Genomic DNA, 24,569 nt, shown 5'->3' on the forward strand with positions numbered 1-24,569 from the left:
TATGAAACATTATCAAAAAATCCTCATTATCGATGATGAAGAAGCTTTGCGCTCTATTCTTGTCCAACGCTTAAAGCGCAAAGGTTATGACACAATGCAGGCGGGTACAGCAGAGGAAGGTGCGGCCTGTGTGAAAGATAATTTAATTGATGTTGTCCTCTTGGATTTAAAGCTCCCCGATGGGGACGGGCTGTCTCTTCTTCCTAGAATAAAACAAATGCAGCCGGATATCCAGGTTGTCATGTTAACGGGACATGGTACCATTGAATCCGCCATCGAGGCCATGAAACTGGGCGCTTATGATTATCTTACCAAGCCTTGCAATTTTTCCGAATTGGAAATTACCTTGGAAAAAGCCCAAGAACAGCGGAAGCTCTTAATAGAAAATAAGGGGCTGAGGCAGGTTGTCAGCCGGCAGACCTCAGAACTAAAAATTATTGCAAAAAGCCCGCAAATGTCCCGCCTTTTGGAAATTACCGGCAAATTCGCTCAGGCTGATGCACCGGTACTGATCCAGGGAGAAAGCGGCGTGGGCAAGGAACTATTTGCCCGGGCGATTCACTTGGGCAGTGCTAGGGCTAACCGATCCTACATCCCGTTAAATGCCGGGGCCATTCCGGAAGCATTAATAGAGAGTGAACTTTTTGGCCATGAAAAAGGTGCTTTTACCGGGGCCGGGGGACAAAAAATCGGTCTAGTGGAAATGGCTGATAATGGTACGCTTTTTTTGGATGAAATAGGTGAAATGCCTTTATTATTGCAAGTAAAGCTCTTAAGGTTTTTAGAATCAGGGGAATTTCGCCGGGTGGGAGATACCCGACTGAGAAGAGTTGATGTCCGTATTGTGGCAGCAACAAACCGAGATCTGCAACAAGAAGTTAATCAAGGAAAGTTTCGCCAGGATTTGTATTATCGCCTAAACAGCTTGATTTTGGATGTTCCCCCATTAAGGGAGCGCCGGGATGATATTATTCCCCTGGCCGAATATTTTTTAGAGAGCCGAAGTAAGGTCAACCCTGCCGAAGGAAGTTATCTCTTGTCATCCGCTGCCAAGGAACAATTACTGAAGTATAATTTCCCCGGTAATGTACGGGAACTGGCCCATCTGGTGCAGCGGGGGATGATATTGACCAATGACGGGATAATTGAACCCATTGATATCTGGCCGGAGAAAGTTAAGCCCAAAATAAACAGTCCTCAATTAGTATCTTCCGATCAAGATAACCCTGACTTATCTAATGATAACCGATACCCGACACTTGCGGATGTAGAAAAGAATTATATTTTATCTGTATTAGAAAAAACAGAGGGGAACCGCAACCAGGCAGCGAAATTACTGGACATCAGTGTGCGCAACCTTTACCGAAAAATCCAGAGTTATGGGGTAGAATAAAATGGAGAAACTAACTGTTCCTTCCGGCAAATGGTCGGATCTTTGGCAACAGGAAGATTATTGGGCAGTATGGATTGGCCTGGTTATTGTTTTGGCCGCTATTCTATTTAGGAACACCGGGAATAGTTTTTTAACCTTGCTAGTTTTTATTGTACCTGATTACAGTGATCCGGCTGCAGCAATAAGCTATGTACAAAATCACATGACAGCCCTCTTTGCCCTTTATTTGTTTTTTATGATTTTATTTGCCATTGCGGTAAAGGCCATGGGGCACCGGATAAGCTCTTTTATTGCCGGCTTTACCGTACTCTTTGTCATGAGTGCGGCAATCATCGTATGGGGCTCATGGAGTCTCATGGAAAACTACGGTTTGGAAACACCACTCCTTGCTTTGATTGTTGGTCTATTAATCGGTAATATTTTAAAGGTACCGAAGGGAGTGGACAATGTACTTCATACCGGTTTTTTTGTGAAGACCGGTATTGTCCTAACGGGGGCCACTTTACCATTTACCCTGATCATGATGGCAGGGGTAACAGCTTTTGCCCAAGCATCAATTGTCACGTCAGCTACCTTTCTCACGGTTTACTGGGCGGGAACCCGGCTCTTTTCCTTGGATAAGCGTTTTGCAGCTACTTTGGCTGCCGGGGGATCTATCTGCGGTGTTTCCGCAGCTATTGCCATCGGCGGGGCGATCAAGGCGGAAAAGCAACATGTGTCTATTGCTATTTCGGTAATTATCATTTGGTCAATTTTAATGATCTTTCTCCTGCCTTTTGCCATTAATGTGCTGGATGTTCCGCCGGGACCGGCGGGTGCCTGGATTGGCACATCAGAATTCGCCGATGCACCGGGTATGGTTGTAGCGGCAGCTATTGATGAACAAGCCATTAAGACTTTTACATTGGTGAAAGTAATCGGCAGGGACATGTTTATCGGCATTTGGTGCTTTATTATGGCCCTTTTTTCTATTACCAGGTGGGATAAAAGATTTGATGGGACAAAACCTAATCCCTCGGACATTTGGATCCGTTTTCCTAAATTTATCTTGGGTTTTTTTGTCGCATCAATTCTAATCACAATTTTAACTGCCGTTTCAGATGTAAACAGCTATAATATAATAAGTAATAATATTATCAGCCTTGTGGAGGAGCTGAGAAATTGGACCTTTATCTTTGCTTTCCTCTCCATTGGCTTGACCAGCCGGCTAAAGGATCTTACCTTTGAAGGATGGAAACCCTTTGCGGCCATAGGCATTGGGGTTCTGGTGAATATTCCCATAGCATATCTGCTATCGGTAGTGATTATGGGTAGTTATTGGGCTGGAATTAAGTAGTTTTGATTTTTAAAGGAAGTTAGATCTTTTTGGAAGGAGCAAAATCATGCATCCAGATAATGAAACATGTGTCCAACGAGCTCGATTCTTTTTTCACTTTTTTGAGAAAAAAGATTGGTTACCCGGTGAGAGGCCTCCTCTTGATGATATTGTGAAGAAGAAAAATTTACGCCCGGAAGCAATTCGTAATTTAAATAAATTTCTTACTACCAGATTGGACAGGATTGCGAAAATGATGGAGCTATTGCTGGAAGTCCATGATGATTGGGCTGTTACCGGCAAAAAAGACATGGTATTAATGGAAACCGAAACCTTTGACTTCAACAAAGCGCTGGAGGTTTTAAAACAAAATGGCTTTCATGATGACGAATTTATTTTAAAGGTGGAATACACCCGCAAATGGGGAGTTTTATAAAAGAAAATCAAGTATTAAGGGGAATCGCCTGTTAAAATATCATCTTTAGCTGTGACAAAATAATTTAGGAGGAGTTTTCTGTATGGTCTTTTCTTTGACAAATCTCCTTTGGGTGGTAATCCCCACATTATTGGCTGCTACTATACATAGTGTTACCGGTTTCGGCATGGGTATCGTACTGATGATATTTTTACCCATGGTTTTTTCCATAGGGCAATCGGCGGCTTTGGGCGCGTCCCTGGCAATTCTATCCACCTCTTTGCTGTTTTTTCAATATCGTAAAGCTGCTAACCTAAAATTATTGGTGGTCCCCCTGATCTTTTATTTTCCTGCCTTCTTTGCAGCCTTATCATTGGCCGTCCGCGTCCAATCTGATTTTTTGAAACCAGTATTAGGCATAATTTTTCTGGGTTTGGCTGTCTATTTTATTTTTTTCTCAGGCACATTCACCCTGCAGGCGAATATACAAACTGCCCTGATCTGTACCATGCTCAATGCCATCGTAGATGCCTTTTTCAGCATTGGAGGTCCTTTTATCGTCATCTATCTTCTAGCCGCTACCAAAACAAAAGAAGAGTATCTGGGTACCCTGCAAGCTTACTTTATGATTTGTGCCATCTATGGGGTGACGATGCGCATTCTGAAACATCAGATTACCCCTTCCATGCTTCCGTTAATTGCCGCCGGCATGATCGCCTTGATCATCGGTATTTTTTTGGGCAGCAAGGTAGTAAAGCATATTGATGCACAAATGATGAGGAAATTAGTCTATGGTTTTATTGGCGTTGCCGGCATCATCACATTTCTATCCAGTCTGCCCACGCTGTTTGCCATATTGTCCCTCTATTGATACTGCCAAATCATTAGCTGCTCAGATTTTGTGCTAATTTGCTATTTATGTTGACTCTTAAACTTGAAATCTGTTATTTTAATATGAGAATTGAATTAGGGGGCACTATTTAATGAATAAAAAAGATGTAGCAAGTATTCGCAAAGAATTTAAATTAGATAATACAAAATTAAAACTAGAAGACATTGTAAGTATTTACGTGAAAGGAGACAGCAAACAGATCATCGGCATCGAAAAAGAGTATTTCGGCATGATGGATACTCAAAAACAGGAACTTTATCTCAAAAATTTCAAAAAGCTGCTCACCGGTCCACTTGATACCAAAGTATTTGAGCTTGAGTTTTCCCATAATGAATTAGGGCAAAACCTTACCCAAAAAGCATTGATGGACACCCTGCAGTCAAGTAATTTTATCGAACAAGCAGAAGAACTGGCTCGTAAGATCATTGAGAGCTGTGATTATCAAGATGATTTTGTGGTTTCCTTTTTACGGGGTGAGGTTTTTAAACCAATGAAGCTGGAAAAACGGGAAGATGAATCCGGCATTGATGACCTGGTATTTTCCTTTAATTTTTTTATGGGCAGTATTAATCCGGTAACGGTACCCCAAACGGCTCTCAAATTTGATTTTGAAGGCAAGGTATTTAGAGCGGCTCTGCCCATGGACGTAATTATCAACTTAAATGCTCCCTTAGACGGGTTTATGTTTCCCTCCTGGAATGATCAGGCAGCGGATGTGAATAGAGTAGTTTATTACTCTAATAAAGCAAATAAACCGAATATGGAGTTTTTGGAGCAGGTTTTGGACTGCGATTTTCATGCTACTGCCCAATTAGAAAAGGAGCAGTTTTTTGAAATCGTGCAGGAGGTTGTGGGTATTGAGATTGAAGCAGAAAAGATCGCAAGTATTTATGAAGGTGTGAACTACATTTTGACGAGGAATGAAGAGGAAGAGAACCCCGAAAGTGCCGCTGTGGGCTTAAAGGATATGGAGCAAATTCTGCACGCCAGCGGGGTAGAAAATACCGAACATCTTGAGACTGCTTTCATGGATATCACAGGTACGGACAACTATGAGTTTAAAGCATCCAACATTGTGCCCAAATTTACCGGGAAATCGATTAAAATCGAAAATGATACGGTGAGCATTGCCATCAGTCCCCAAGACCTGAAAAACATCAAGCAAGTCAAAAAAGATGGTCGGAAGTACTTGCTTATCGAAATTGATGAAACGGTAAATCTAGAAGGGTTTGAGTTAAGCACGGAAGCTTTAGAGGCTTTATGAGGCTTTATAAGGAAACCCGACTTATGGCACCGGTGGAAATCTTAGTTGCACTTATCCTTTTAATCTTAAAATTTATGCTTTCTGAAAGTACAAAAAGAGGATACCAGACAACCTGGCTATCCTCTTCTCATTGATCGTGCATCGTAATCATTTGCTTTTTTAACAGAGATCTTTTGCGCTTTTTAATCGAAAACCTCCAGCACTTCTTCCATTCTCCGCCTTGTCTTTGGCCGATGATCCCTGTTTTTATAGCCAAAGGCAATCATGCAAGACAGCCTGAAATGTTCAGGATCATAGACCCCTTCTTTAATCAGAATCTCCTCCACCTCTTCCCGGTCAAAGCCCTCGATGGGGGTTGAATCCACACCCAAGATGGCCGCAGCGGTCAGCATATTGGTAAAGGGAATATAGGTTTGTTTGCAGGTCCAGTCAAATAATGCTCTTTCACTTTCCATCAGCTTAAAATCTTTTTCCTGGAAATTCTTAAACTTTTCCGTTCGGGCCGGGATCTGATCATCAGGAAACTGCTGAATTTCCTTGGTAATATATTGAATATATTCGGAATCATAGCGCATATCCTGATTGCTCCGCGCCAGAATCAGTACAAAATGGCTGGCGCCGTCAATGGATTTTTCCGCCCCCCAGGAATATGGTCTTATTTTTTCTTTGATTGCTTGATTATTCAGTAAGACAAATTTCCATGGTTCATAGCCCATGGAACTGGGCGAAAGTCTGCCCGCCTCCATGATCACCATAAAATCCTCATCTGCTACTCTCTTTTCCGGGTCATAGCCTTTGCATGTATATCTATTTTGAAAGGTTTCTAAAATAAATTTTCTTGCCTCCTGCATTCCAGATCACCCCTTTAAACCATTAATTGTAAGGCTTGGGCAAAGTCATCGATGAAAAGATCACATATCTCCTTCATTTCTGCTTCTTCCTTACCCCGGTTGGAATCGTCCCGCACCCCAACGACATAAAAACCGGCTTCCTTTGCCACCTGACAAGCCAGCAAAGAATCTTCAAAGACCATACATTCCTTTGGTTCCATGTGAAATCTTTGGGCGCAATGGATAAAGATCTCCGGGCTGTCCTTGGTGGTCTTTAGCTCGTCAATGGTAATGATATAATCCAAAAATTGATCGGCCCCTGTTCTTTTTACGGCTGCTTCCGCAAAATCCCGCATATTGGCGGTTGCCAGGCAAATTTTTAGACCCTTCTTGGATAGCTGCTCCATAAATTCAAATACATGGGGCTTTAACTGAATTTTATCTCGATAAATTAAAGCTACCTCGTCTATCATAAATTTAAAAATTTCTTCCGGGGAGGCCTCCAAATGGTATTCCTTTTTGATATAGGATGCCCCATCCCGGAAACCTTTGGGCTTAATCTCCCGTAACATGTCATCATTGGGACTGATGCCGTGCTTTGCCAAAAGCTTCTTCAGCATCTCATCAATATAATTCATCGAAGTTACAATGGTGCCGTCAAAATCAAGGATAGCTAATTTTTTCTGATTCATTTTATTATTTTAATCCATTTCATTTTTTTTGATTCATCAAATTCCAAGACTCTCACTTCATCCGACCTTAATTCGTCAATTCAAAGATGGATTTATGAGGATCATAAATCCCCCACTGATCAATGGCCGCTTTTAATTCCCCATGTTCTTTGGCATAATCTGACAAAGGAATGTTCTTCATGGCCGCCTCTGCTGCCTGATTTAAGGCTTTGACACCTGCTTCCAAACCCAGGGGATGAGCATGCATCCCGGCCCCGGCGCCAATGACAATATCGTTGCCCAAATCCTGCATCATCGCCGGGATCATGCCCGGATGAATGCCGGCACAGGGACTGGGGAAGGTTGGTTTCAGATCATGGAAAGGAGCCTGTAATGCCTGGGCGACCCGCACATATCTTTCCTTCATCCCGGGAACTTTACCATAGGCACTGTTGTAGACGACAAGATCCGCACCGTCTAATCTCATAAATTTACCGTGCACCAAATGGGAGGACAGTCCGGTATTTTCCCCCAAATACATGGCTCCGGCAAAGCAGGGATGGGCAAGGAGGGGCACATTGATCTCCGAATCTTCCGCCAAAGCTGCCAAACTGCCGTATCCTGAAGCATGCACATTTAACATCAAGGCTTCCGCCCCCAGCTCAAGGGCTCTTTTTGCTTTTTGCAGCATAATGTCCTGGCGATTGGTGATATTGGGGAAATAAAGGACTTTTTTGCCGGTCTCCTCATAAACTTCGTGCACAACCTGAACACAGGCTTTAATGCGGTCTTCCAAAGGCGCATGCACCGGATCGGCAATTAATTCGTCATCTTTAATAATATCTACTCCGGCTAAAGCCAGTTGTCTGAACTGTCTTTTGATTACATCGACGGGAATCCCGGTGCAAGGCTTGATCATGGCCATTACGGGCGGCCTTTCTTCGATGTTCAATAATTTCCTTAAGCCCTGAATCCCAAATTTCGGCCCTTTAAAGCCGGCGGTAAAGCTCTTGGGAAATTCCAATTCCAATAGCTTTAAATTATTGGTCATGGAAATATTGCCGAATACCGTGCTTAAAAGCTCCGGCATTTGATGGCCGATATTTTTCCAGGGGAAAGCGATTCTTACGATGCAAGACTTTTCTCCTTCCGGTGCATAAGCCTCATATCCGGGGACGGGAAAGACGCCGATAACCCGACCCACGTGTTTCCGTCTCACTTCTGGTGTTTCATCGGGTACCGGCATCCATGTGCCTGTTGTCTGCTCTACCGCCACTGCTCCGGCCCGCATTAAAAAGTCACTGGTCTCCGCTTTCATTAAATAGGTGGCCACAATAAATTCGTCTAAGTTCAATGATTCTGGCTGACAAAAAATAATGGGATCATATTTTGTATGCATAATCTTTGCACGCTCCATTCTTATGAATTTTTATTTAATACAGGATTGCTTTTAAACAATTCCTCCTGATACCTGGCTAAATCGTCATCATTTTCGTGATTCTTCATGGTTGGATCCAATTCCAGCTCCCGCAAATATGAACATACATTAAAAGTATCTGACATTTGAACCTTTAATAATCCCTGATGACAATAATAGGCATTTCGATAATAAATGGCATGGGCTTTATTGGGCTGATATGTTTTATCCGGAATTAGCAATTGGGCCAAGGTTTCTTTGATATCGGAAATATCCCCCACAGCATAAGCTGCCACCAACGCGCTGGCCAGTGTAGCACCTTCTTTTCTCTTTAATGTTACACCTTTGGCACTCAGGGCATCTGATTTGATTTGATTCCAAACATCACTTTTACTGCCCCCTTCAGTGAAGATCACGTTATTAATATCCACACCTACATTTCTGATTTTGTCTGTAAAAGTGACATATTCATAGGCGATGGATTCCAGAATGGCCCGCCACAGAACTCCGGTATCGGTAGCACTGGACATATTTAAGAAACATCCGGTGGCATTGGCTGCTTCATTACATCCCCCTTGTAAATAGGGGAAAAACATGGTGCCATTAGATCCCGGGGGAACATTTTCTGCCAGGGCATTGGCTTCTTCATAAAAACTATTATCCCCGGTCCGGCCGATGACTCTGTCCCGAAACCACTGGAGGGACAGTCCCCCGGTGCGAATATAACCCCAGTAATAGTAGGTATCCGGTAGTGTTCCCGTAGTGAAGTACAAACCGGAATTGCGGCTTAGTTCCTCATTGATGCCATCCACCATCACACCGAACATGGCGGCGGTTCCCGCCACATCAGCAGCCATACCCGGTGACACAATCCCGCAGCCTAAGAAGGACTGCATGGTATCTCCGGCACCTGCCACAATGGGAACGCCCTGGGGCAGTCCGGTAAATTCTGCGGCCTCTTGGGAAAGATTGCCCACGATATCCCAGGGTTTTACGATGCGGGGCAATATCTCCATCGGGATGCCAAACATGTCCATCTGTTTCCGGGACCAGGTCTTTTCTACAGCGTTAAAGCCGATTAACCAGCCGGAGATGGTGCTCCAGTCGATAAACATATCCTTGGCTTTTAATCCGGCTAATTTAGATAAAACATAAGGCCCGTTATTCATGATTTTGGCACCGTGTTTTTTAAATGCTTCATGATTTTTTAAGAGCCACATGGCGATGACAGTGGGCTGTAACGCCTCAACAATGGAGTTGCCGCTTTCTTCAATCCAAATCGGTTCACAATTTTCTTTAATCCACTTTGCTTCTTTTTCTGCCCGGGAATCCAGATAGGGAATAAATGGAGTGATGGCATTGCCCTCTTCATCCACCCCCACAACCCCGCAAATGATCCCATCACCACAAATTGCCCGTACATCTCGGGGATCGATACCGCTTTTGGTTAAGCATTGTTTGATGCCATTTAATGCTGATGTCACATAAGCATCAGCGTCCAACTCTGCCCAGCAGGGCTGAGGATATAATATTTCATTTGCTGTAGCATGTTGAGCAACACTATTAAAATTTTCATCATAAAGCACAACTTTGGTGCTTTGGGTTCCGCAATCGAGGCTGATATAGTATTTCATCTAGATCCCCCTTAACATTTTTGCTTTCATTTCTTTTATTTATTGTAACAATTCCCTGGCTGTCTCTGAGTTGGTACAAAAAATATCAATGATCCCTCCCTTTAAAGCAGCCCGTATGGCTTCTGTCTTTCCCAGTCCCTCGGCGGCAGCTATAACACAGGGACATTTTTTGATGTGCCTGATTTTTGCACCTAAAAACATATCGCTCTGTTCCTTTAGAATTTCGTTACCCTCTGCATCAATAAAGGAACCGGCAATAATTGCCTGTGCCCCCTTTTGATGGGCCGTTAAAATTTCTTCATTACTGATATCGCATTGACTAAGGCTGGATTCAGTGGTAGTTTGTCCTATTCCGGTAATAATGATGTCCAGTTTTTCGTAGGCTTCAAAAACCGGTTTGATGGCCGGATTATTGATTAATTCTTTTCTGATTTTTTCTTCCCGGATAACCATGGGCGTACTTAATACCATATGACCGGCATTCAAACGTTCGGAAAATCTTCGGCAATTATTATTGGCATACCAGTCGATGCCCCGGGATGTCGCCCCGGCCAGCAAGGGAATAAATTTCAGATCTTCACTATTGTGAATCATCGTATAGCTGGAGCACATTGCCAGTGTTTTGCCGGCGGAGATGCCAATATAGTCACCTGGACGTACTTTTGATGAAACAACTCTGGATAGTTCTTCGGCAATTGCTCTTAATGGTTCCTTGCCGTAGGTATCTACCACCAGGACATCGGAAAGATGAAATTTATTTTTAATATCATCGGCTAATTTGTAAGCTTCAGAAAAAGGATCCTTGACGGTAATGGAAACAATGTTTTTTTCTCTGGCTTCAGATAAAATCCTGCTCACTTGAGGCCGGGAGATATACATCTTCTTGGCAATTTCACTTTGACTTAAACCTTCAAGATAATATAATTTGCTAATATCTACCATCAATTTCAACCTGGTTGAATCCATCAAATCACATCTTTCAGCAAGTGTTATGATCATTCTAACTAAAATTATACTATAAGAAAAAGCATTCTTCAATCATTTGTGCACTTATGAACATTTGTGCAATAAAACAGAGGGGGTAAAACAGGGGACGGTTCTTTGTTCGATGATGCTCATCGAACAAAGAACCGTCCCCTGTTTTACCACTGTATAACCTTTAGAAATTAAGACCGTTTAATAGCTGCTCTACCAGCAGAAGACTCCCCTGGATACCTAAATGGGTTTTGGGGATCACATCGAGATAGCCCAGGCTGGGCAGTTCAATTTCGATGCCGCTGAAGATCTGCTCCTGTAATTTCAGCTGGGCAATGGTACTCCCGTTGGACAAGACAATATCGCTTTTGGCTGCAAAAATATCCCGCTGCCAGGCAGACTCCAGGTGGTGCTCCTTTAACAAATCCTGCACTTGTTCTTCATATAAACCAGGATCATCCTCCGGGAGATTTAGGCTTGTCGGCACCATGCCCAGGTATTGAAAAAGAAAATCCGTATAAGCCAGGAGGGCTGAGGACGGGGCTTCAACTGCGAAGGTCGTTCCCTTGGGCAGTCCGGTCAGAGCATATACATTGGAAATCGGAATATAGGCGTCGGCCCGGGCTTTTTCCAGGGCCGAGATCAAGGAACGGCTTGTAAAGGATGCTCCCCCGGCCAGGCTCTCCTCCCTTAAAACTCCTTCAAAATAGGACTGAGTCAGATCGAAGCCGATGGGCAGCCCCCTGTCAAATAAAAAGTAGGGCATCCCCAAAGCTTCTTGCAGATATTTTGCCACCTCCAGACCTAATTCCGGATAGAGGATCACATTCAGGTCGGCCTGGGGAATTTTTTTGATTTCCTCCAGGCTGGTATCTGCGCACAAAACACAATTGATCTGGAGACCGCATGCATTGAAAAGCCGTTCCATTTCCTGAATATCTCCTAGAAAATATTTATTGTAAATGGAAATTCCGATTAAGTTGACCAAATTGCCCTGTTTCTTGCCCGGTGCTGTTTCTAGAGGAAGACTTTTCAACAAGACAATCAATGCATCCTGAAAGCCACGATAAAAGTTTTGGGAATATCCGGGATTCTCGATGGTAATCACATGGGAATGGTGAATTTTTTTGGCGGCAATCCCAGCCAAATCGTCTCCGATTAAAGCAGCCCCGGGTGAATTGACGATCGCCACTAAATCCTGATCCTGTTTGTCAATATAATCTAATAAATCATTCAGTTTCTCCCCGCTGCCATATACATAATCATAGCTGTCCAGATAGGTACAAGGTACTCTGGGTTGTTTAAAATAAAATTTATCCGGATAGTTCAGGGGGTCGAAGGATGTTTGCCTGGGAAAGCGGCTGTCGGAAATAGCGCTGTGGTAATATTTGCAGCCTGTAGGCCCGTTGATAATCACCACGGACTTGTTGATGCCTTCCAAAGCAAAAACGATGCCCGATAAACTATCGGGTGTGATATTTTTGGAATAATATTTCATCTTTTTTCCACCCTTCCACCAGATTTATCTGCATAAGCTTGGCCCATCTTTTGGCCAAGCACAATCCGGAAAAGAAACCCACATCGGGGGTATAGGGGATGGTATCGGCCACCACCTTCCCTTCCAAATCGGAAATGGCATAATTGGACAGGAAAAGATCCGGCCTTAGTTCTTGAATATCCTTTTCCCGGGCTCTCGGATCATATTTTTCCTCCAGGGGAAATTGACCGCCAAAGCGAGTCACAAAAACAGCATCCTGAGAAAAATCCAAAATGCCGACCTTTACAATCTCCATCCCGGCATCCAGGGCCACTTCCAAAAGCCAATCCAGTTGATGGTTGTAGGCAACCACCATTAATTTTTTCCCTTTTAGCACCTTTTTCAATGCTTCTATTTCACGCCGGTAAACCGCTTCATTGTCCGCAATAACTTGAGGCAGCAGATGGGTCTTATGGAAAAAATCCGCCACCTTGGCCAGCCAGTTTTTCGTTTCATAAAAACCGATGGGGAACGGATCATCCAAAAAAACCGCCCCATACTCCTTTTGAAAAAAGCGTTTTAGCAGCCGCCCGGTATAATCCTGGTGGGCCAGGATATTCAAAGGCGCCCTCATAAAATTCCGGATCTGATCCACAGTGGTTTCGCACAAATAACGGCAGTTGACCGTGATGCCTAAAGGGGTCAGTAAATCTGTAATGGCAGTGAAATTATCAGGGGTGTTTTTGGCCACCACCTTTTCCGAGATGATGTTTACGGTATCCGGCAAGGGAGATGCTTCCCGGTCAATCAAAGCTTTGGCAATGTTGAGATAGGCCAGGATCATGCCCTGAAGATAATCTCCTCCGATATTGCCGTCGGTGACAATGGGGATAACAGGTAGATCTTCTTCCTCCAAAGCGGCCATGGCGGTAAGGTCATCTCCGATGATGCCTGAAGGACAGGTACTGACCAGGATCACCGCCTTGGGCTGATCTCTTTTGGCCTCCTCTACCTTTCCCTTGAGCAGCTGGGCACCGCCAAAGACCATGGTTTTTTCATCCATTTTTGTCGACATCAGATTTGGGGCGATAGATACAGGCAAAAGGCTGCCCCGTTCGAAAAGGCCCCTTCTGCCGCAAGAAGTCACCCCTTGATAGGTAATATAAGTGCAGCTTTTCGGCCCATGGGCCACGACAATGGCATCCTGCACATGGACACTTATGGTAACAGCCCCATTAAAGGCACAGCCCCGCAGGGGTTCCTGGGAAACAATGCTCTTGGAAAAATATTGATCATCATCCAGTTTGGTAGGGTATGCCTCTGCTCCCGCCATAATTTCTGACGGGGCAGCATCCTCCCTTTGCTCCGGTTTTTTAGGAACCGGGGACTGCTCCAGTCCTAAGACAATCTTTTCTAATTCTTCATCTGTTAAAGGCTTGGCAGCATACAATAGGGGACCTGCGATAATCTTTTGAGCCAGTTCCTTAAAGATCCCGGCTAGGGGCGAATGACTCCATCCTTCCACGATAGTCTGCCCGGTTTTTTCACCCAGGGCAAATTCATCCCTTCTGGGAATGACCGCAAAGACAGGCAGCTCCACCGCCTGGGCAAAGCCTTCCACCCGTTCCTTTTCACCCTGCACGTTACGCATATTCCAAATCAGTCCGGCCACCCGTTTTTTACCGTAATCGTAATTTTTAATACCCCGCAAAATATTATTGGCCGCATAGAGGGACATGAACTCTCCTGAGGTAACGATATAAATTTCATCGGCATATTCCTCACGAATAGGTACGGCAAATCCTCCGCAGACCACATCCCCCAGCACATCGTAGAGCACCAGGTCATAGGCGCGCTTCTGCAGATTCAAGGCATTGAGCAGTTCAAAGGTGGATAAAATGCCTCTCCCCGCACACCCCACCCCGGGCTCGGGGCCTCCCGCCTCAATACAGTCAACGCCGCCAAATCCAGTGCAGAGGATATCACTCAATTGATAATCCATAGGATTGGTGTTCTTCAGATAATCCAGTACGGTTTGAATTTTTTGACCTTTGAGCAGCAATCGGGTGGAATCATGCTTGGGATCACAGCCGATTTGCAGCACATGCCGGTCTGCTTGGGACAAAGCGGCGGAAATATTGGCGCAGATGGTGGATTTGCCGATGCCGCCTTTGCCGTAGATGGCAACCTTTTTCATAATATCACTTCTTTTTTATGGTTATTTTTAAAACTCTTTGTTCACTTCTTCAGGATATCGGGAAACTTTCCTTTTAACTGGTCCAGTGTTACATCTTTTAAACGGATGGTTTTCATTTCTCCCTTATTTCCCCCGGCTAAGACATCCCCATTGGGTAAGAGAAGCAAAGCGGAGACATATTGATTAAAGCCTAAAATCTTTTGACCAAGTTTCCAGGAATTTTCCTTATCAGGAATGCGGCTCAGGATTTGCATGGCACCGAAGCTTCCCCCCACCAACACCTCATCCGGTGATAAAAGCAAAAAGCCGGCAACATAATGATCAAAACCTGTGATTTCCTGAAGGATTTCCCAGGTATTTTTGTTTTGGGCATTGTGTCCCAGGATTTTGATGATACCGTCGCTTCCCCCCATGAGCACATGGCCCTCCGGCAGCAGCAAAGCCGTGGTGATATAGCTTTGTTTACCATCAACAGTTTCCTGTACCAGCCAATTATCACCAACATCAGGATTATGCCGGAGAATTTTTATTTCTCCTTTATATCCGGCAATGAGGATCCTCTCCTCCGGCAGCAATAAGGATACTGTTGAGACAGCTTCCATGGTTTGGTGGATTTTCCAGATGTTACTCCCCTCGTCAAAGCGGATGATTTCCACTTCGCCCCGAATTCCCCCCACCAATACATCCCCATTGGGCAGGAGCAATAAATTTTCCACATAATGGTCACTGCCCTCAATCTCTTGCTTTATAATCCATCGGCCTTCCTGCCCGGGGTCGGGACCCAGCACTTTCAACTCCCCGGAGACACCCCCCGCCAGTACATCACCGTCAGGCAGGTGGATGGCAGTATGGGAATAATCATTAAACCCGGTAATGATTTGGCCGACCTTCCAGCCGAACTCATCTTGAGATGGGGGGCTGAGAACTTTTATGCCCTCCTGACTACCCGCCACCAGAATCTGGCCATCGGGCAGCAATAATAAATCGTGGATATAAGCATCAAATGCACTGAGACTTTGGTCCACTTCCCACAAGCCTTTAATGAGGGCTGGATACTGGGCCTGAAAGGCAGGCAGCAGTTCCGTCAGGATCCGGTCTTGTTCCCCCTGCACCTGGGTCATCTTTTCCTCAAATTCAGGGGTCAAGTAACCGCTATCATTTAACTGCCGATACAGTTCTTCCAGTTCATCCAGCAGACCTTTGTATTTGATCATCATTTCTTTTAATGTTTGAACATTCATGATCTTAGCTCCTAACTCCCATATCCTTTAAAGCATTTTTTAATGTTACGGTTAACTTCTCCGGCAAACTTTTTAAATCTTGCCCGATAGCAATGCCCAGTTGCAGGCCGGGGATATTGTTATTCCAGACCTCATTGAAAAGATAACTTTCCGTTTCATTTACTTCCCCGATCTGAAAACCAAAAACGTAGATCCCCATCTGGATCAATTGTTGAATGCGTGCCGCCGTTTCCAGGGGATGGTCCGGTTCCCCATCGGTGATTTCGAAAATAATTTTTTTCAGTTTTTGATTCTTGAGCATCAGTTTATCCTTAAGGCTTAAGGTGTTTAAGATATCTGCCAATGTCAGAGCATCATTGGTGCAGCCCTTAATGGCTCTAATTGCGGTAATGGACTTAATAATATCCGCCTCATTTTTTTGAAAGCGCTTGCTTCTCTCAAACTCCTTAACCTTTTGAAAACCGGTGCCAAATAAATATACTTCGGAATAAACCTTGAGCTTATTGTTGATTTCCTTCCGGGTTTCATCCAGATAAATATTAAAATCCTTGATGGACAGCATGGTTAAACAGGCGGCTTGCTTGGCGGCAATGATTTTATTTTGGTCCATGGAGCGGGAACAGTCAATCACAAAGGAGACCTGGATGGTTTCTGGCTTTTCGATGGCGCTGGGCTTGACCTCCACTTCATCAAAAATCAAAGGATGGTAACGGATCCCTTTCAATTGATTTTCAATAATATTGGGATACTCCCCCACAAAGCTGTCTACATTTAATCGTCCCCGACGCTTTTTATCCATAACAATGTCATCGTATTCAATGGATCGTTCCACTAATTCCTTCCAAAACATTCTCATGCTGTTGCGGTAATCCGTGACGCTGGCTCGGATGCTCTCATAATCTGTACGCTCCAGGGAGGCAATTCCGTGTTTTTGATCAAACTCAGCCTTTGCTTTTTCCCGGTTATGAGCCTCCCTTTCTTCGGGACTCATATTGTTGTAAGTATCCTGTTTGGCAAACTCCTCCAGAATTTTCTTAATCTGCTCCTGGGAGATGGCTTCTTGCTTCGGATCCCCTTGGGGGCTGTTTTTAAAGGGGTTAAAATCTTCACCTTGATTTGTCTCTTCCTCAGATAATACCCCGGGATCCTCCTCCTTCCTCTTGGATCGGCCCCGGGAATTTTTTTTAGTTCGGGAGGAATCCGGTGCCCCAATAATGTCGGAAAAAGGCAGACCGCGTAGTTCATCATATAACAATTCCAGATACATGGGCTGGATGATATGACGAATAATTTGATAGCGCTTTTCAGTGTCCGTTAATTTGCCGACTCGGGGTTTTAAATTTTCGTCAACAATTTCTCTTAAATCCCTGCCCAGGATTTTTTTGTTGATCAGGGCCAAAACCTGAGGATCCACCCGGGTGATGTGGGCAGCGCCGCCTTTCAGTTCATTTTGAAACAGATAATAGATTAACTGCTGATGTTTAGGGAGAGTCATCAAGTTCTCTTGGTCATAGCCTAATTTTTGGTATAAGCTGGCCACATGATGATAGCCTTCGGCGGTAGCATAATAAGGGCTGCGTTTCCGTACCAGGTCGTTGACATAGATATCATCGAAAACAGTGTATAGGGTATAAAGTTCCTGATAGGCAAAATCAGTGACCAGATCCTGATCAGGCAAAGGCTGGTCATCCCTGTTTTTTTCCGCCATGATCTCTGAAATGTGGTTGCCGGCTCCCTCTGCCCCTTGCTCCAGCTGTTCAAAATGCTTTAAGTAGGCACGGGGATTTTTGCGCATATCGATAAAATGACCCAGCTCGTGATAAAAGGCGAACTTGGTTTCTTCAACGGAATAGCCCTTTTCGATAAACCACAGGGCCGGAACAACCACCTTGTTCTCCTCCGGCTCGAAGGAGAAAACTTCCGCATCCGCCGATGCCTGGTAGGAAATAGAGGCATCCCCGGCAAAAGTCACTAAATCTCGGCTTTCCCGGCGGATCATGTCTTTCACCTGGGACAAGGAATTGCGCAGGCGCTCTTTTCTGAGCAACTCCTCCTTGATTGCTTCCTGTTTAATTTGCTCTTCTTCCCTTTGAGGGTTATTTTCTTGATTCATTTTTTGTTCTCCCATATTTTTGCCCGCCCTTCCTTATTTCAGGCAGACTCTTTCCGGCAAAAGGTCAGCTGATATCCTTGCTAAGTTTCTCCAAAGCTTTTTCAGTTAAATGCAGCTCTTCCATCTTTCCGGCAAAATCGGCATATCGATCCATTTCAATTTTTTCTCCCATCGGTTCATCAAAAGTTATTTCCGGATAAATTTGACGGGCAGGCATCGGTCCGTATAAAATTTCAATCATTTCCCGAGGTGTTTTAATTTCCTCCGGTTTGCTGCGATATCGATATTCCGTTGATCTGATTTCATCAAACCCGGTTAAAGTTGAGCCCACAGGTTTTACCTGCACATTCCATCCTTCGTTTTTTTGGAAAAAGCCAAAGCGTAAAGCCTGAGAAAAAATATAGCTTTGATCATCAGGATTGGTAATACTGGACAGAAAACCTTCCCACAAGGCTTTATCCAGGTCCTTTTCCTGGCCGGCATTCCATTGCTTTAAAACCCGCAGCACGTTGCGGATGGACAAAACGGAGCGTTCCAAGCGCGGTTCCAGAGCATCACCGGAGGATGTGGCTTGGGCCTGGCTGTCTTTCCATTTGCCGGAGAAAACATCCTGGGTGGTGCGAGCCAGCTGGGCCAGCTTAAATAGCTTATCAATGTACCGATCAATTTCCGGCAGCTTTAAAGCCCCGGAACGATCAGCCAGGACGGCAATCATAATATGGAAAAGCTCATTTTTTTCCGGATCCGTTTGATTATCCCAATTGCCCTCGTCTGTTTGAGGCAAATAATCATATTCAAAAATATCCAGGCGGGAGGCAAAGGCTTCATTAAAATCATGGGTACCGCTGTATCCGACAAAATTACTGCTTAAATTCCCGGTTCCGGTGATGGAAAAACCGTCGGCAATGACAATACGGTCGCCGCCGGGAATATAAGTGGTCTGACCCGGTGAGCTTTGAATCACGTCATTTAAGGAGATCAAAACGGCATTGGGAATGGTATTGATCTCATCAATAATTACGGGTCTGCCCTCTTTTGCCCCTCGGTAAATTTCTTTTTCGATTTTTTCGATTTCCGTGCCAAAAGCCTGGTTTTTCAATTTATAAATCTCCAGGATCTTCCGGGCCGCCGCTTTTTCCGTCTGCCTGCGCAATTTATCCGACATTTTACTTAAGGCACGGTGATTCTCTTCTTGCCATGCCCCATATTCCCGGTTAAGATCCTCCATATGCTCCAGGATGGGCTTGTTGTCATATTTGGTTAATTTTAAGCCTTTTTCAATAAATAAATCCTGGGTCGATGTGTTTCTGGATCCGGAAATAAACAAAGGGGTGAATTTTTCCACGGCTTCCGGATCGCCGCTTTCAAAAGCTTTTTTATATTCCTGCACTTGATGGTAATAAATATTACCGTATTTATTGACCTTTTCTTCCTTGGTTTTGTTTTGATTGTTTTTCAGCCACTTGACAAAAGCCTGGTCCGCTGCCTGCACAGCATGCTTATGCATCAGGTATTCTTTGGCGGTGACAATGGCCAGCTCGGTTTTACCGCCCCCTAGATGCCCGTGGATAAAGGTGGCTTGTCCCTCATTCATATTGGTCAGCATTCTTGCTTTACATATTTTTACATGAGCGGTCTGTACTAAATTACCTTTTTGCACTTCTTCAATATAGTTTCTGTATTCCAGGGCATTGATGGCAAAATAAGCATCAGGATTGGTTTTTTTTAGCTCAGAGCGCTGATCCTGTGTTTCCAGGATCTCCTGAACCAGGCTATTGGTGGGCTCTACCCTCAGGTTCAAGGTCCGAGGATACTTCTTGAGAATCAGTTTCCGCTCTTTATCCAGCATGATTTCGGCAAAAACCAGCTTGTTTTTTAATTTTTTATCTGCCCGGGCTGCCGCCAGCATATTCCCTTGGATCATTTTTCCCAGCTGATCCGCCTGGGAATCCTGGTGATAAGCAGCATTATCTACCCCGACATCCTTGATTTCCCGCACCTCTCGATGATCATCCCCGGTCAGGTAAAGAGCACGCAGGAGATCCCATGCTTCCCGATCTTCAGGGTTTTTGACGGTTTCGATATAATTTAAGGATTTTCGTGCCAGTTTAGCTTCAATAAGTTTTTTATTTTGTGCCTCGATCTGGTCTTCAATGCTCCGCCATAATTGCAGTTCATCAGATCCCAAAGCATCTTTGTGGATTGATTTATTACTCATCTTTTTCCCCCCATCGTCAATTTTTCACCCTCGGGCATTTTAATAATTTAATAATTTAATTATAATATTTTTTTAAATAAACTGCCATGTTTACGCAAGATCTATCTATCATCTTGATAATTAAACTTCTGCACGAAAAACAAATACCCTGCCAACAGGCAGGGTATTTTTACTTCTCAGTCCTCCATGGTACTCAAGTCACCTGTAGGCAGCTTTAATTCCCAGGCTTTCAGCACCCGTCTCATTATTTTACCGCTGCGCGTCTTAGGCAGTTTGTCGATAAATTGAATTTCTCGCGGGGCTGCATGAGCAGATAAGCTTTTTTTCACGAAGGATTTGATATCTTCTTCTAATTCTTCGCTGGCCGCATACCCTTCTGCTAAGGCAATAAAGGCTTTGATAATTTCTCCCCGCAGGGGGTCCGGTTTGCCGATTACCCCTGCCTCGGCCACGGCAGGATGCTCCAGTAAGGCACTTTCCACTTCAAAGGGGCCTACTCTTTCCCCGGCGCTCATGATAACATCGTCAATTCTGCCTTGAAACCAAAAGTAACCGTCTTCGTCCATGTATGAAGAATCCCCGGAAACATACCAATCTCCCGGCATGAAATAGGACTCATATTTTCCTGGATTGTTCCAGATACTGTGCATCATGGAGGGCCAGCCTTTTTTGATGGCCAAATTCCCCATTTGATTAGGGGGCAGGATCTGACCCCGGTCATCAACAATGGCAGCGGTGATGCCGGGAATAGGTTTGCCCATGGAGCCGGGTTTGATGTCCATAGATGGATAATTACAGATCATTTGCGTACCTGTTTCCGTCATGAACCAGGTATCGTGGATTCTTTTCCCAAATACCTTCATGCCCCATTTGATCACTTCCGGATTTAAAGGCTCACCCACGCTTAAAATATGGCGCAGGGAAGATAAATCAAATTTTTTGATCAGTTCATCTCCCGCACTCATCAGCATGCGAAAAGCGGTGGGAGCACTGTACCATACGGTTACTTGATATTTTTCAATGGTCCCGTACCAATTTTCCGGATTAAAGCGGCCGCCGATGACGATATTGGTCGTTCCTGTAAGCCAGGGTCCAAAGATGCCGTAAGTTGTGCCTGTAACCCAGCCCGGGTCGGCAGTACACCAGAAAACATCGTTCTCCTGCAAATCCAAGACCCATTTTGCCGTCTGATAATGCTGGATCATGGCATTATGTACATGTAAGACGCCTTTCGGTTTCCCGGTAGAGCCTGAGGTATAGTGGAGCAGCATGCCATCTGACCGGTCCATCCATTCTATGTCCAGTTCTTCACTCATCCCATCGATATGTTTTCTGCAATCGATAAAGGGACCGCCCTCCTTGGCGTCTGCACCGATAAGTACAATATGCTTTAAATCCGGTAATTTGCTCACCGGAACCCGGTCGATTAATCCCGGTGTGGTGATTAACACTTTGGCTCCGCTATCCTCCAGGCGATCCTTAATGGCTCCTTCCATAAAGGCTTCAAAGAGCGGCCCTACAATCGCCCCCAGTTTGACGGCGCCCAATAAAGAAAAATATAGTTCCGGCATTCTGGGCATAAAGATAAAAACCCGATCTCCTTTTTCTACCTGGGCATATTGCTTTAAAAGGTTGCCATATTGATTGGAGCGCTTTTTCATATCCTCAAAAGTGTATCTTTCTTCCCGGTTTTGATCGCAATATATGAAAGCGGTTTTGTTCTTCTGTTCAGACTCAGCATGACGATCAATAGCTTCATAAGCTATGTTTACCTTTCCCGTCTGATGCCACGAAAAATACTTCTCTGTGCTTTCCCAATTGAAACTTTGGCATTCTTGCTCATAGTCTGCCAAGTTATATTTGCCCGGCACAACCTTTAGAAGTTCGCTATTCATAATAATTACCCCTTTACCTTTCTTTAAAATCATATTATTATATTTTAAAAGGTATTTTCATACTATTATAATGTATTATATTATTTTTATATACTAAAATTTTCTGATATTAATAAGTCAAATGAGGTTATGTTATGAATCATATCAAAACATGTTTTTCCATTACCCTGGACAGCAAGTTTGGTGCTCTGATTATTGAAGGTCCCGTGGTATATGAAAAATTAAAAGGGTATGACTTCCACGCCGGGTTAACTGCTTTCAGGAAGCCGGAGGAACAATTTGAAGCGATTTTAGAAATCGCCCAATTACCCGAGGGAAGAATCATTCTGGCGCGGGATCAGGAAACTATTGTTGGCTACGCCACCTTTTTATTTCCCGACCCCATGGAAAGATGGTCGGAAGAAAACATGGATAATTTGCTGGAATTAGGTGCCATTGAAGTTGCACCGGAATACAGAAATCTATCCTTAAGCCAAAAAATTCTCGAAGTTTCCATGATGGATGATGCCATGAATGATTATATTGTTATTACCACGGAGTATTATTGGCATTGGGACTTAAAGAGCACAGGTCTCAACGTCTGGCAATACCGGGATTTGATGGAGAAGACCATGTCCGCCGGGGGGCTGGAATGGTATGCTACGGACGATGAAGAAATCGCCTCTCATCCGGCCAACTGCCTGATGGCACGCATCGGAAGCCGGATTGACCTTGAGTCCATCCAAAAGTTTGACCGGCTGCGCTTTAAATATAAATATCGTTATTAAGGAGGAAATTCCATGATCGTAAAGGAAATTATGAAAACCGACTTAAAAACAGTTCTGCCCAGTGCCACCATCTACGATGCGGTACGGATCATGAAAACCCATAATCTACGTCATCTGCCGGTAGTAAATGAATCCTTTCATCTCCTGGGCATTATTTCTGACCGGGATTTGAGGGATGAGGGAGTTGATGTCTTTCAGATGGAGGACAACAACGAGCTGCAAAATGCGGTGGCAACGGTGATGAGCACCAATCTGATTACCGGCACACCTCTGGATTTTATTGAGGAGGCAGCCGCCTTATTATACGAATTTAAAATCGGCTGTTTACCCATTGTCCTTAACAAAAAATTAGTGGGCATTATTACCGGAACAGATATTCTGAACACCTTTGTCCAAATTACCGGTTCCCATAAACCAAGCTCCCGCATCGAAATCAGGATTCCCAACATTCCCGGGATCCTATGCCCCATCACCTATGTTTTTCAAAGAAGGCGGCTCAATATCATCAGCATTTTGTTGTATCCCGCCGAAGACGAAAAACACGACCGGCTAGTAATCAGAGTTCAGGCCATGAATACGGATGCTATTGTCAAGGAATTAAAAGAGGAAGGTTTTGATGTTATATGGCCGGAAACTTTATAAATGGAGAGGCCGTTTTTTTGTATTCAAAAGAAAATTGTATGCTTTACCAATTTGGGCCAGGCCATCCTTTTAATCCCATTCGCACAAAAATGACCGTTGATCTTTTACAATGCATGGGTTCCCTTGATGACAGCTATATTTTAACGCCCCGTTTTGCCCGGGAGGAAGAAATCCTTTTAGGCCATAGCAAAGATTATGTGGACTTTGTTAAATCTATAGATGATGCCGGTACATTGGATGGTCATGCCATAGATGAAGAGCTGCTCCTAAATTACGGCATCGGGACAGAAGACACGCCCATATTTAAGAACATGCACCGGGCCGGTCTTATGGCAGCAGGGGGGACTTTGGAGGCCATCGATCTGGTCTTACAAGGAAAAGCCAAACATGCCTTGTCCCTCATGGGGGGCTTGCATCATGCACTTTCCGGCAAGGGATCCGGCTTTTGCATTTACAACGATATTGTCATCGGTATTAAACATATTCTGAAAAATTACCACAAAAAGGTATTATACATCGACACGGATGCCCATCATGGTGACGGGGTGCAATGGGCCTTTTATGACGAGCCCGGGGTGTGCACATTATCACTGCACGAAACAGGAAAATACTTATTCCCCGGCACTGGAGCCGTACACGAACGAGGCTCCGGCGCAGGCTATGCCTTTACCGTAAATATTCCTCTGGAGCCTTTTACCGAAGATGATTCCTTTATTGAGAGCTATCGGGAATCCTTTGAAAAGGTAGCGGAATATTTTAAACCGGATATTATCATTACACAAAATGGCGCCGACGCCCATTACCAGGATCCCCTTACCCACCTGATGCTCACGATGAAATCTTATCATTTCATCCCCAAACTGGCCCATGAACTGGCCCATAAATATTGCCAGGGAAAATGGGTCGCCCTGGGGGGCGGCGGTTATAATATATTTCAAGTCGTACCACGGGCCTGGGCCCTGATCTGGCTGGAGATGATCCATTATCAAGGAAGGTTAGATACCCTGCCCCGGACATGGATTGAAAAATGGCAAAAATACTGGGATGGCCCCATTCCTGAAAAATGGAGCGATCCCCAGCATCCCTACGAAGCCATTCCCAGGAAAGAAGAAATTTCTTATAAGAATGAAATGAACTTGAAAAATGCCTTGTATTCCATCTCCAATGAATTGGTACACAAATTAGATCAAAGATTTTAGCCCCAGGTCAGGAT

19 protein-coding genes are annotated in these 24,569 nt (G+C 44.4%); 8 read left to right on the forward strand and 11 right to left on the reverse strand.

Going from position 1 to position 24,569, the window contains the following annotated elements; all coding sequences use genetic code 11:
• Position 1 precedes the first annotated feature (1 nt).
• The 5 genes from CEQ75_RS16060 (at position 2) to CEQ75_RS16080 (ending at position 5,279) form a co-directional block, all read left to right on the forward strand.
• Positions 2–1,393 carry a sigma-54-dependent transcriptional regulator gene (locus CEQ75_RS16060; RefSeq protein ID WP_089612096.1) on the forward strand — a complete coding sequence of 464 codons (1,392 nt, stop codon included), beginning with the start codon at positions 2–4 and terminating at the stop codon, positions 1,391–1,393.
• Position 1,394: 1 nt separating this feature from the next.
• Positions 1,395–2,729 (forward strand): YeiH family protein, encoded by a 1,335-nt coding sequence (locus CEQ75_RS16065; RefSeq protein WP_089612097.1) that lies wholly within the window; start codon positions 1,395–1,397, stop codon positions 2,727–2,729.
• A gap of 46 nt (positions 2,730–2,775) precedes the next feature.
• Positions 2,776–3,144 (forward strand): hypothetical protein, encoded by a 369-nt coding sequence (locus tag CEQ75_RS16070; protein WP_089612098.1) that lies wholly within the window; start codon positions 2,776–2,778, stop codon positions 3,142–3,144.
• An 82-nt stretch (positions 3,145–3,226) separates the two neighbouring features.
• Positions 3,227–3,994 (forward strand): sulfite exporter TauE/SafE family protein, encoded by a 768-nt coding sequence (locus CEQ75_RS16075; protein WP_089612099.1) that lies wholly within the window; start codon positions 3,227–3,229, stop codon positions 3,992–3,994.
• A gap of 112 nt (positions 3,995–4,106) precedes the next feature.
• Entirely contained in the window at positions 4,107–5,279 is a 1,173-nt protein-coding gene (locus CEQ75_RS16080) for a DUF4317 domain-containing protein (RefSeq protein ID WP_089612100.1), read from the forward strand.
• A gap of 182 nt (positions 5,280–5,461) precedes the next feature.
• On the opposite strand, the gene CEQ75_RS16085 is transcribed toward CEQ75_RS16080, so the two are convergent.
• The 11 genes from CEQ75_RS16085 to acsA form a co-directional block, all read right to left on the reverse strand.
• Positions 5,462–6,130, reverse strand: coding sequence for an NAD(P)H-dependent oxidoreductase (locus tag CEQ75_RS16085; protein WP_089612101.1), 669 nt, complete (start codon positions 6,128–6,130; stop codon positions 5,462–5,464).
• A 14-nt stretch (positions 6,131–6,144) separates the two neighbouring features.
• Positions 6,145–6,801, reverse strand: a complete 657-nt coding sequence (locus CEQ75_RS16090; RefSeq protein WP_089612102.1) for an HAD family hydrolase — start codon at positions 6,799–6,801, stop codon at positions 6,145–6,147.
• Between the two features lie 67 nt (positions 6,802–6,868).
• Positions 6,869–8,179: a RuBisCO large subunit C-terminal-like domain-containing protein gene (locus CEQ75_RS16095; protein WP_089612103.1), complete on the reverse strand. Its 1,311-nt coding sequence runs from the start codon at positions 8,177–8,179 to the stop codon at positions 6,869–6,871.
• Positions 8,180–8,199: 20 nt separating this feature from the next.
• The gene (locus CEQ75_RS16100; RefSeq protein ID WP_089612104.1) at positions 8,200–9,831 is read right to left on the reverse strand and encodes an FGGY-family carbohydrate kinase; all 1,632 of its coding nucleotides are present in this window, start codon (positions 9,829–9,831) and stop codon (positions 8,200–8,202) included.
• 39 nt (positions 9,832–9,870) lie between these two features.
• On the reverse strand, positions 9,871–10,797 hold the full coding sequence (locus CEQ75_RS16105; RefSeq protein WP_198306572.1) for a sugar-binding transcriptional regulator: 927 nt from the start codon (positions 10,795–10,797) through the stop codon (positions 9,871–9,873).
• A gap of 193 nt (positions 10,798–10,990) precedes the next feature.
• Positions 10,991–12,304: a nitrogenase component 1 gene (locus CEQ75_RS16110; RefSeq protein WP_089612106.1), complete on the reverse strand. Its 1,314-nt coding sequence runs from the start codon at positions 12,302–12,304 to the stop codon at positions 10,991–10,993.
• A complete protein-coding gene (locus CEQ75_RS16115; RefSeq protein ID WP_089612107.1) occupies positions 12,270–14,480 on the reverse strand; it encodes a nitrogenase component 1 in 2,211 nt (736 codons plus the stop codon). Before CEQ75_RS16115 ends, CEQ75_RS16110 begins: the two co-directional genes overlap by 35 nt.
• Positions 14,481–14,521: 41 nt before the next feature.
• Positions 14,522–15,721 carry a WD40 repeat domain-containing protein gene (locus tag CEQ75_RS16120; RefSeq protein ID WP_089612108.1) on the reverse strand — a complete coding sequence of 400 codons (1,200 nt, stop codon included), beginning with the start codon at positions 15,719–15,721 and terminating at the stop codon, positions 14,522–14,524.
• A gap of 4 nt (positions 15,722–15,725) precedes the next feature.
• Complete coding sequence (locus CEQ75_RS16125) at positions 15,726–17,834, reverse strand: vWA domain-containing protein (RefSeq protein ID WP_157677508.1); 2,109 nt, start codon at positions 17,832–17,834, stop codon at positions 15,726–15,728.
• Positions 17,835–17,898: 64 nt separating this feature from the next.
• Complete coding sequence (locus CEQ75_RS16130; protein WP_089612110.1) at positions 17,899–20,052, reverse strand: P-loop NTPase family protein; 2,154 nt, start codon at positions 20,050–20,052, stop codon at positions 17,899–17,901.
• A 176-nt stretch (positions 20,053–20,228) separates the two neighbouring features.
• Complete coding sequence (gene acsA, locus CEQ75_RS16135) at positions 20,229–21,947, reverse strand: acetate--CoA ligase (RefSeq protein WP_089612111.1); 1,719 nt, start codon at positions 21,945–21,947, stop codon at positions 20,229–20,231.
• A gap of 134 nt (positions 21,948–22,081) precedes the next feature.
• Here acsA and CEQ75_RS16140 point away from each other — a divergent pair, with 134 nt between their 5' ends.
• The 3 genes from CEQ75_RS16140 to CEQ75_RS16150 are packed head-to-tail and all read left to right on the forward strand — an operon-like array spanning position 22,082 to position 24,555.
• Complete coding sequence (locus CEQ75_RS16140; RefSeq protein WP_089612112.1) at positions 22,082–22,714, forward strand: GNAT family N-acetyltransferase; 633 nt, start codon at positions 22,082–22,084, stop codon at positions 22,712–22,714.
• A gap of 12 nt (positions 22,715–22,726) precedes the next feature.
• Positions 22,727–23,356 (forward strand): CBS and ACT domain-containing protein, encoded by a 630-nt coding sequence (locus tag CEQ75_RS16145; RefSeq protein ID WP_089612113.1) that lies wholly within the window; start codon positions 22,727–22,729, stop codon positions 23,354–23,356.
• 17 nt (positions 23,357–23,373) lie between these two features.
• Positions 23,374–24,555: an acetoin utilization protein AcuC gene (locus CEQ75_RS16150; RefSeq protein WP_276327712.1), complete on the forward strand. Its 1,182-nt coding sequence runs from the start codon at positions 23,374–23,376 to the stop codon at positions 24,553–24,555.
• Positions 24,556–24,569 lie beyond the last annotated feature (14 nt).

Origin of the sequence: Dehalobacterium formicoaceticum (assembly GCF_002224645.1) — a bacterium.
Taxonomy (GTDB): domain Bacteria; phylum Bacillota; class Dehalobacteriia; order Dehalobacteriales; family Dehalobacteriaceae; genus Dehalobacterium; species Dehalobacterium formicoaceticum.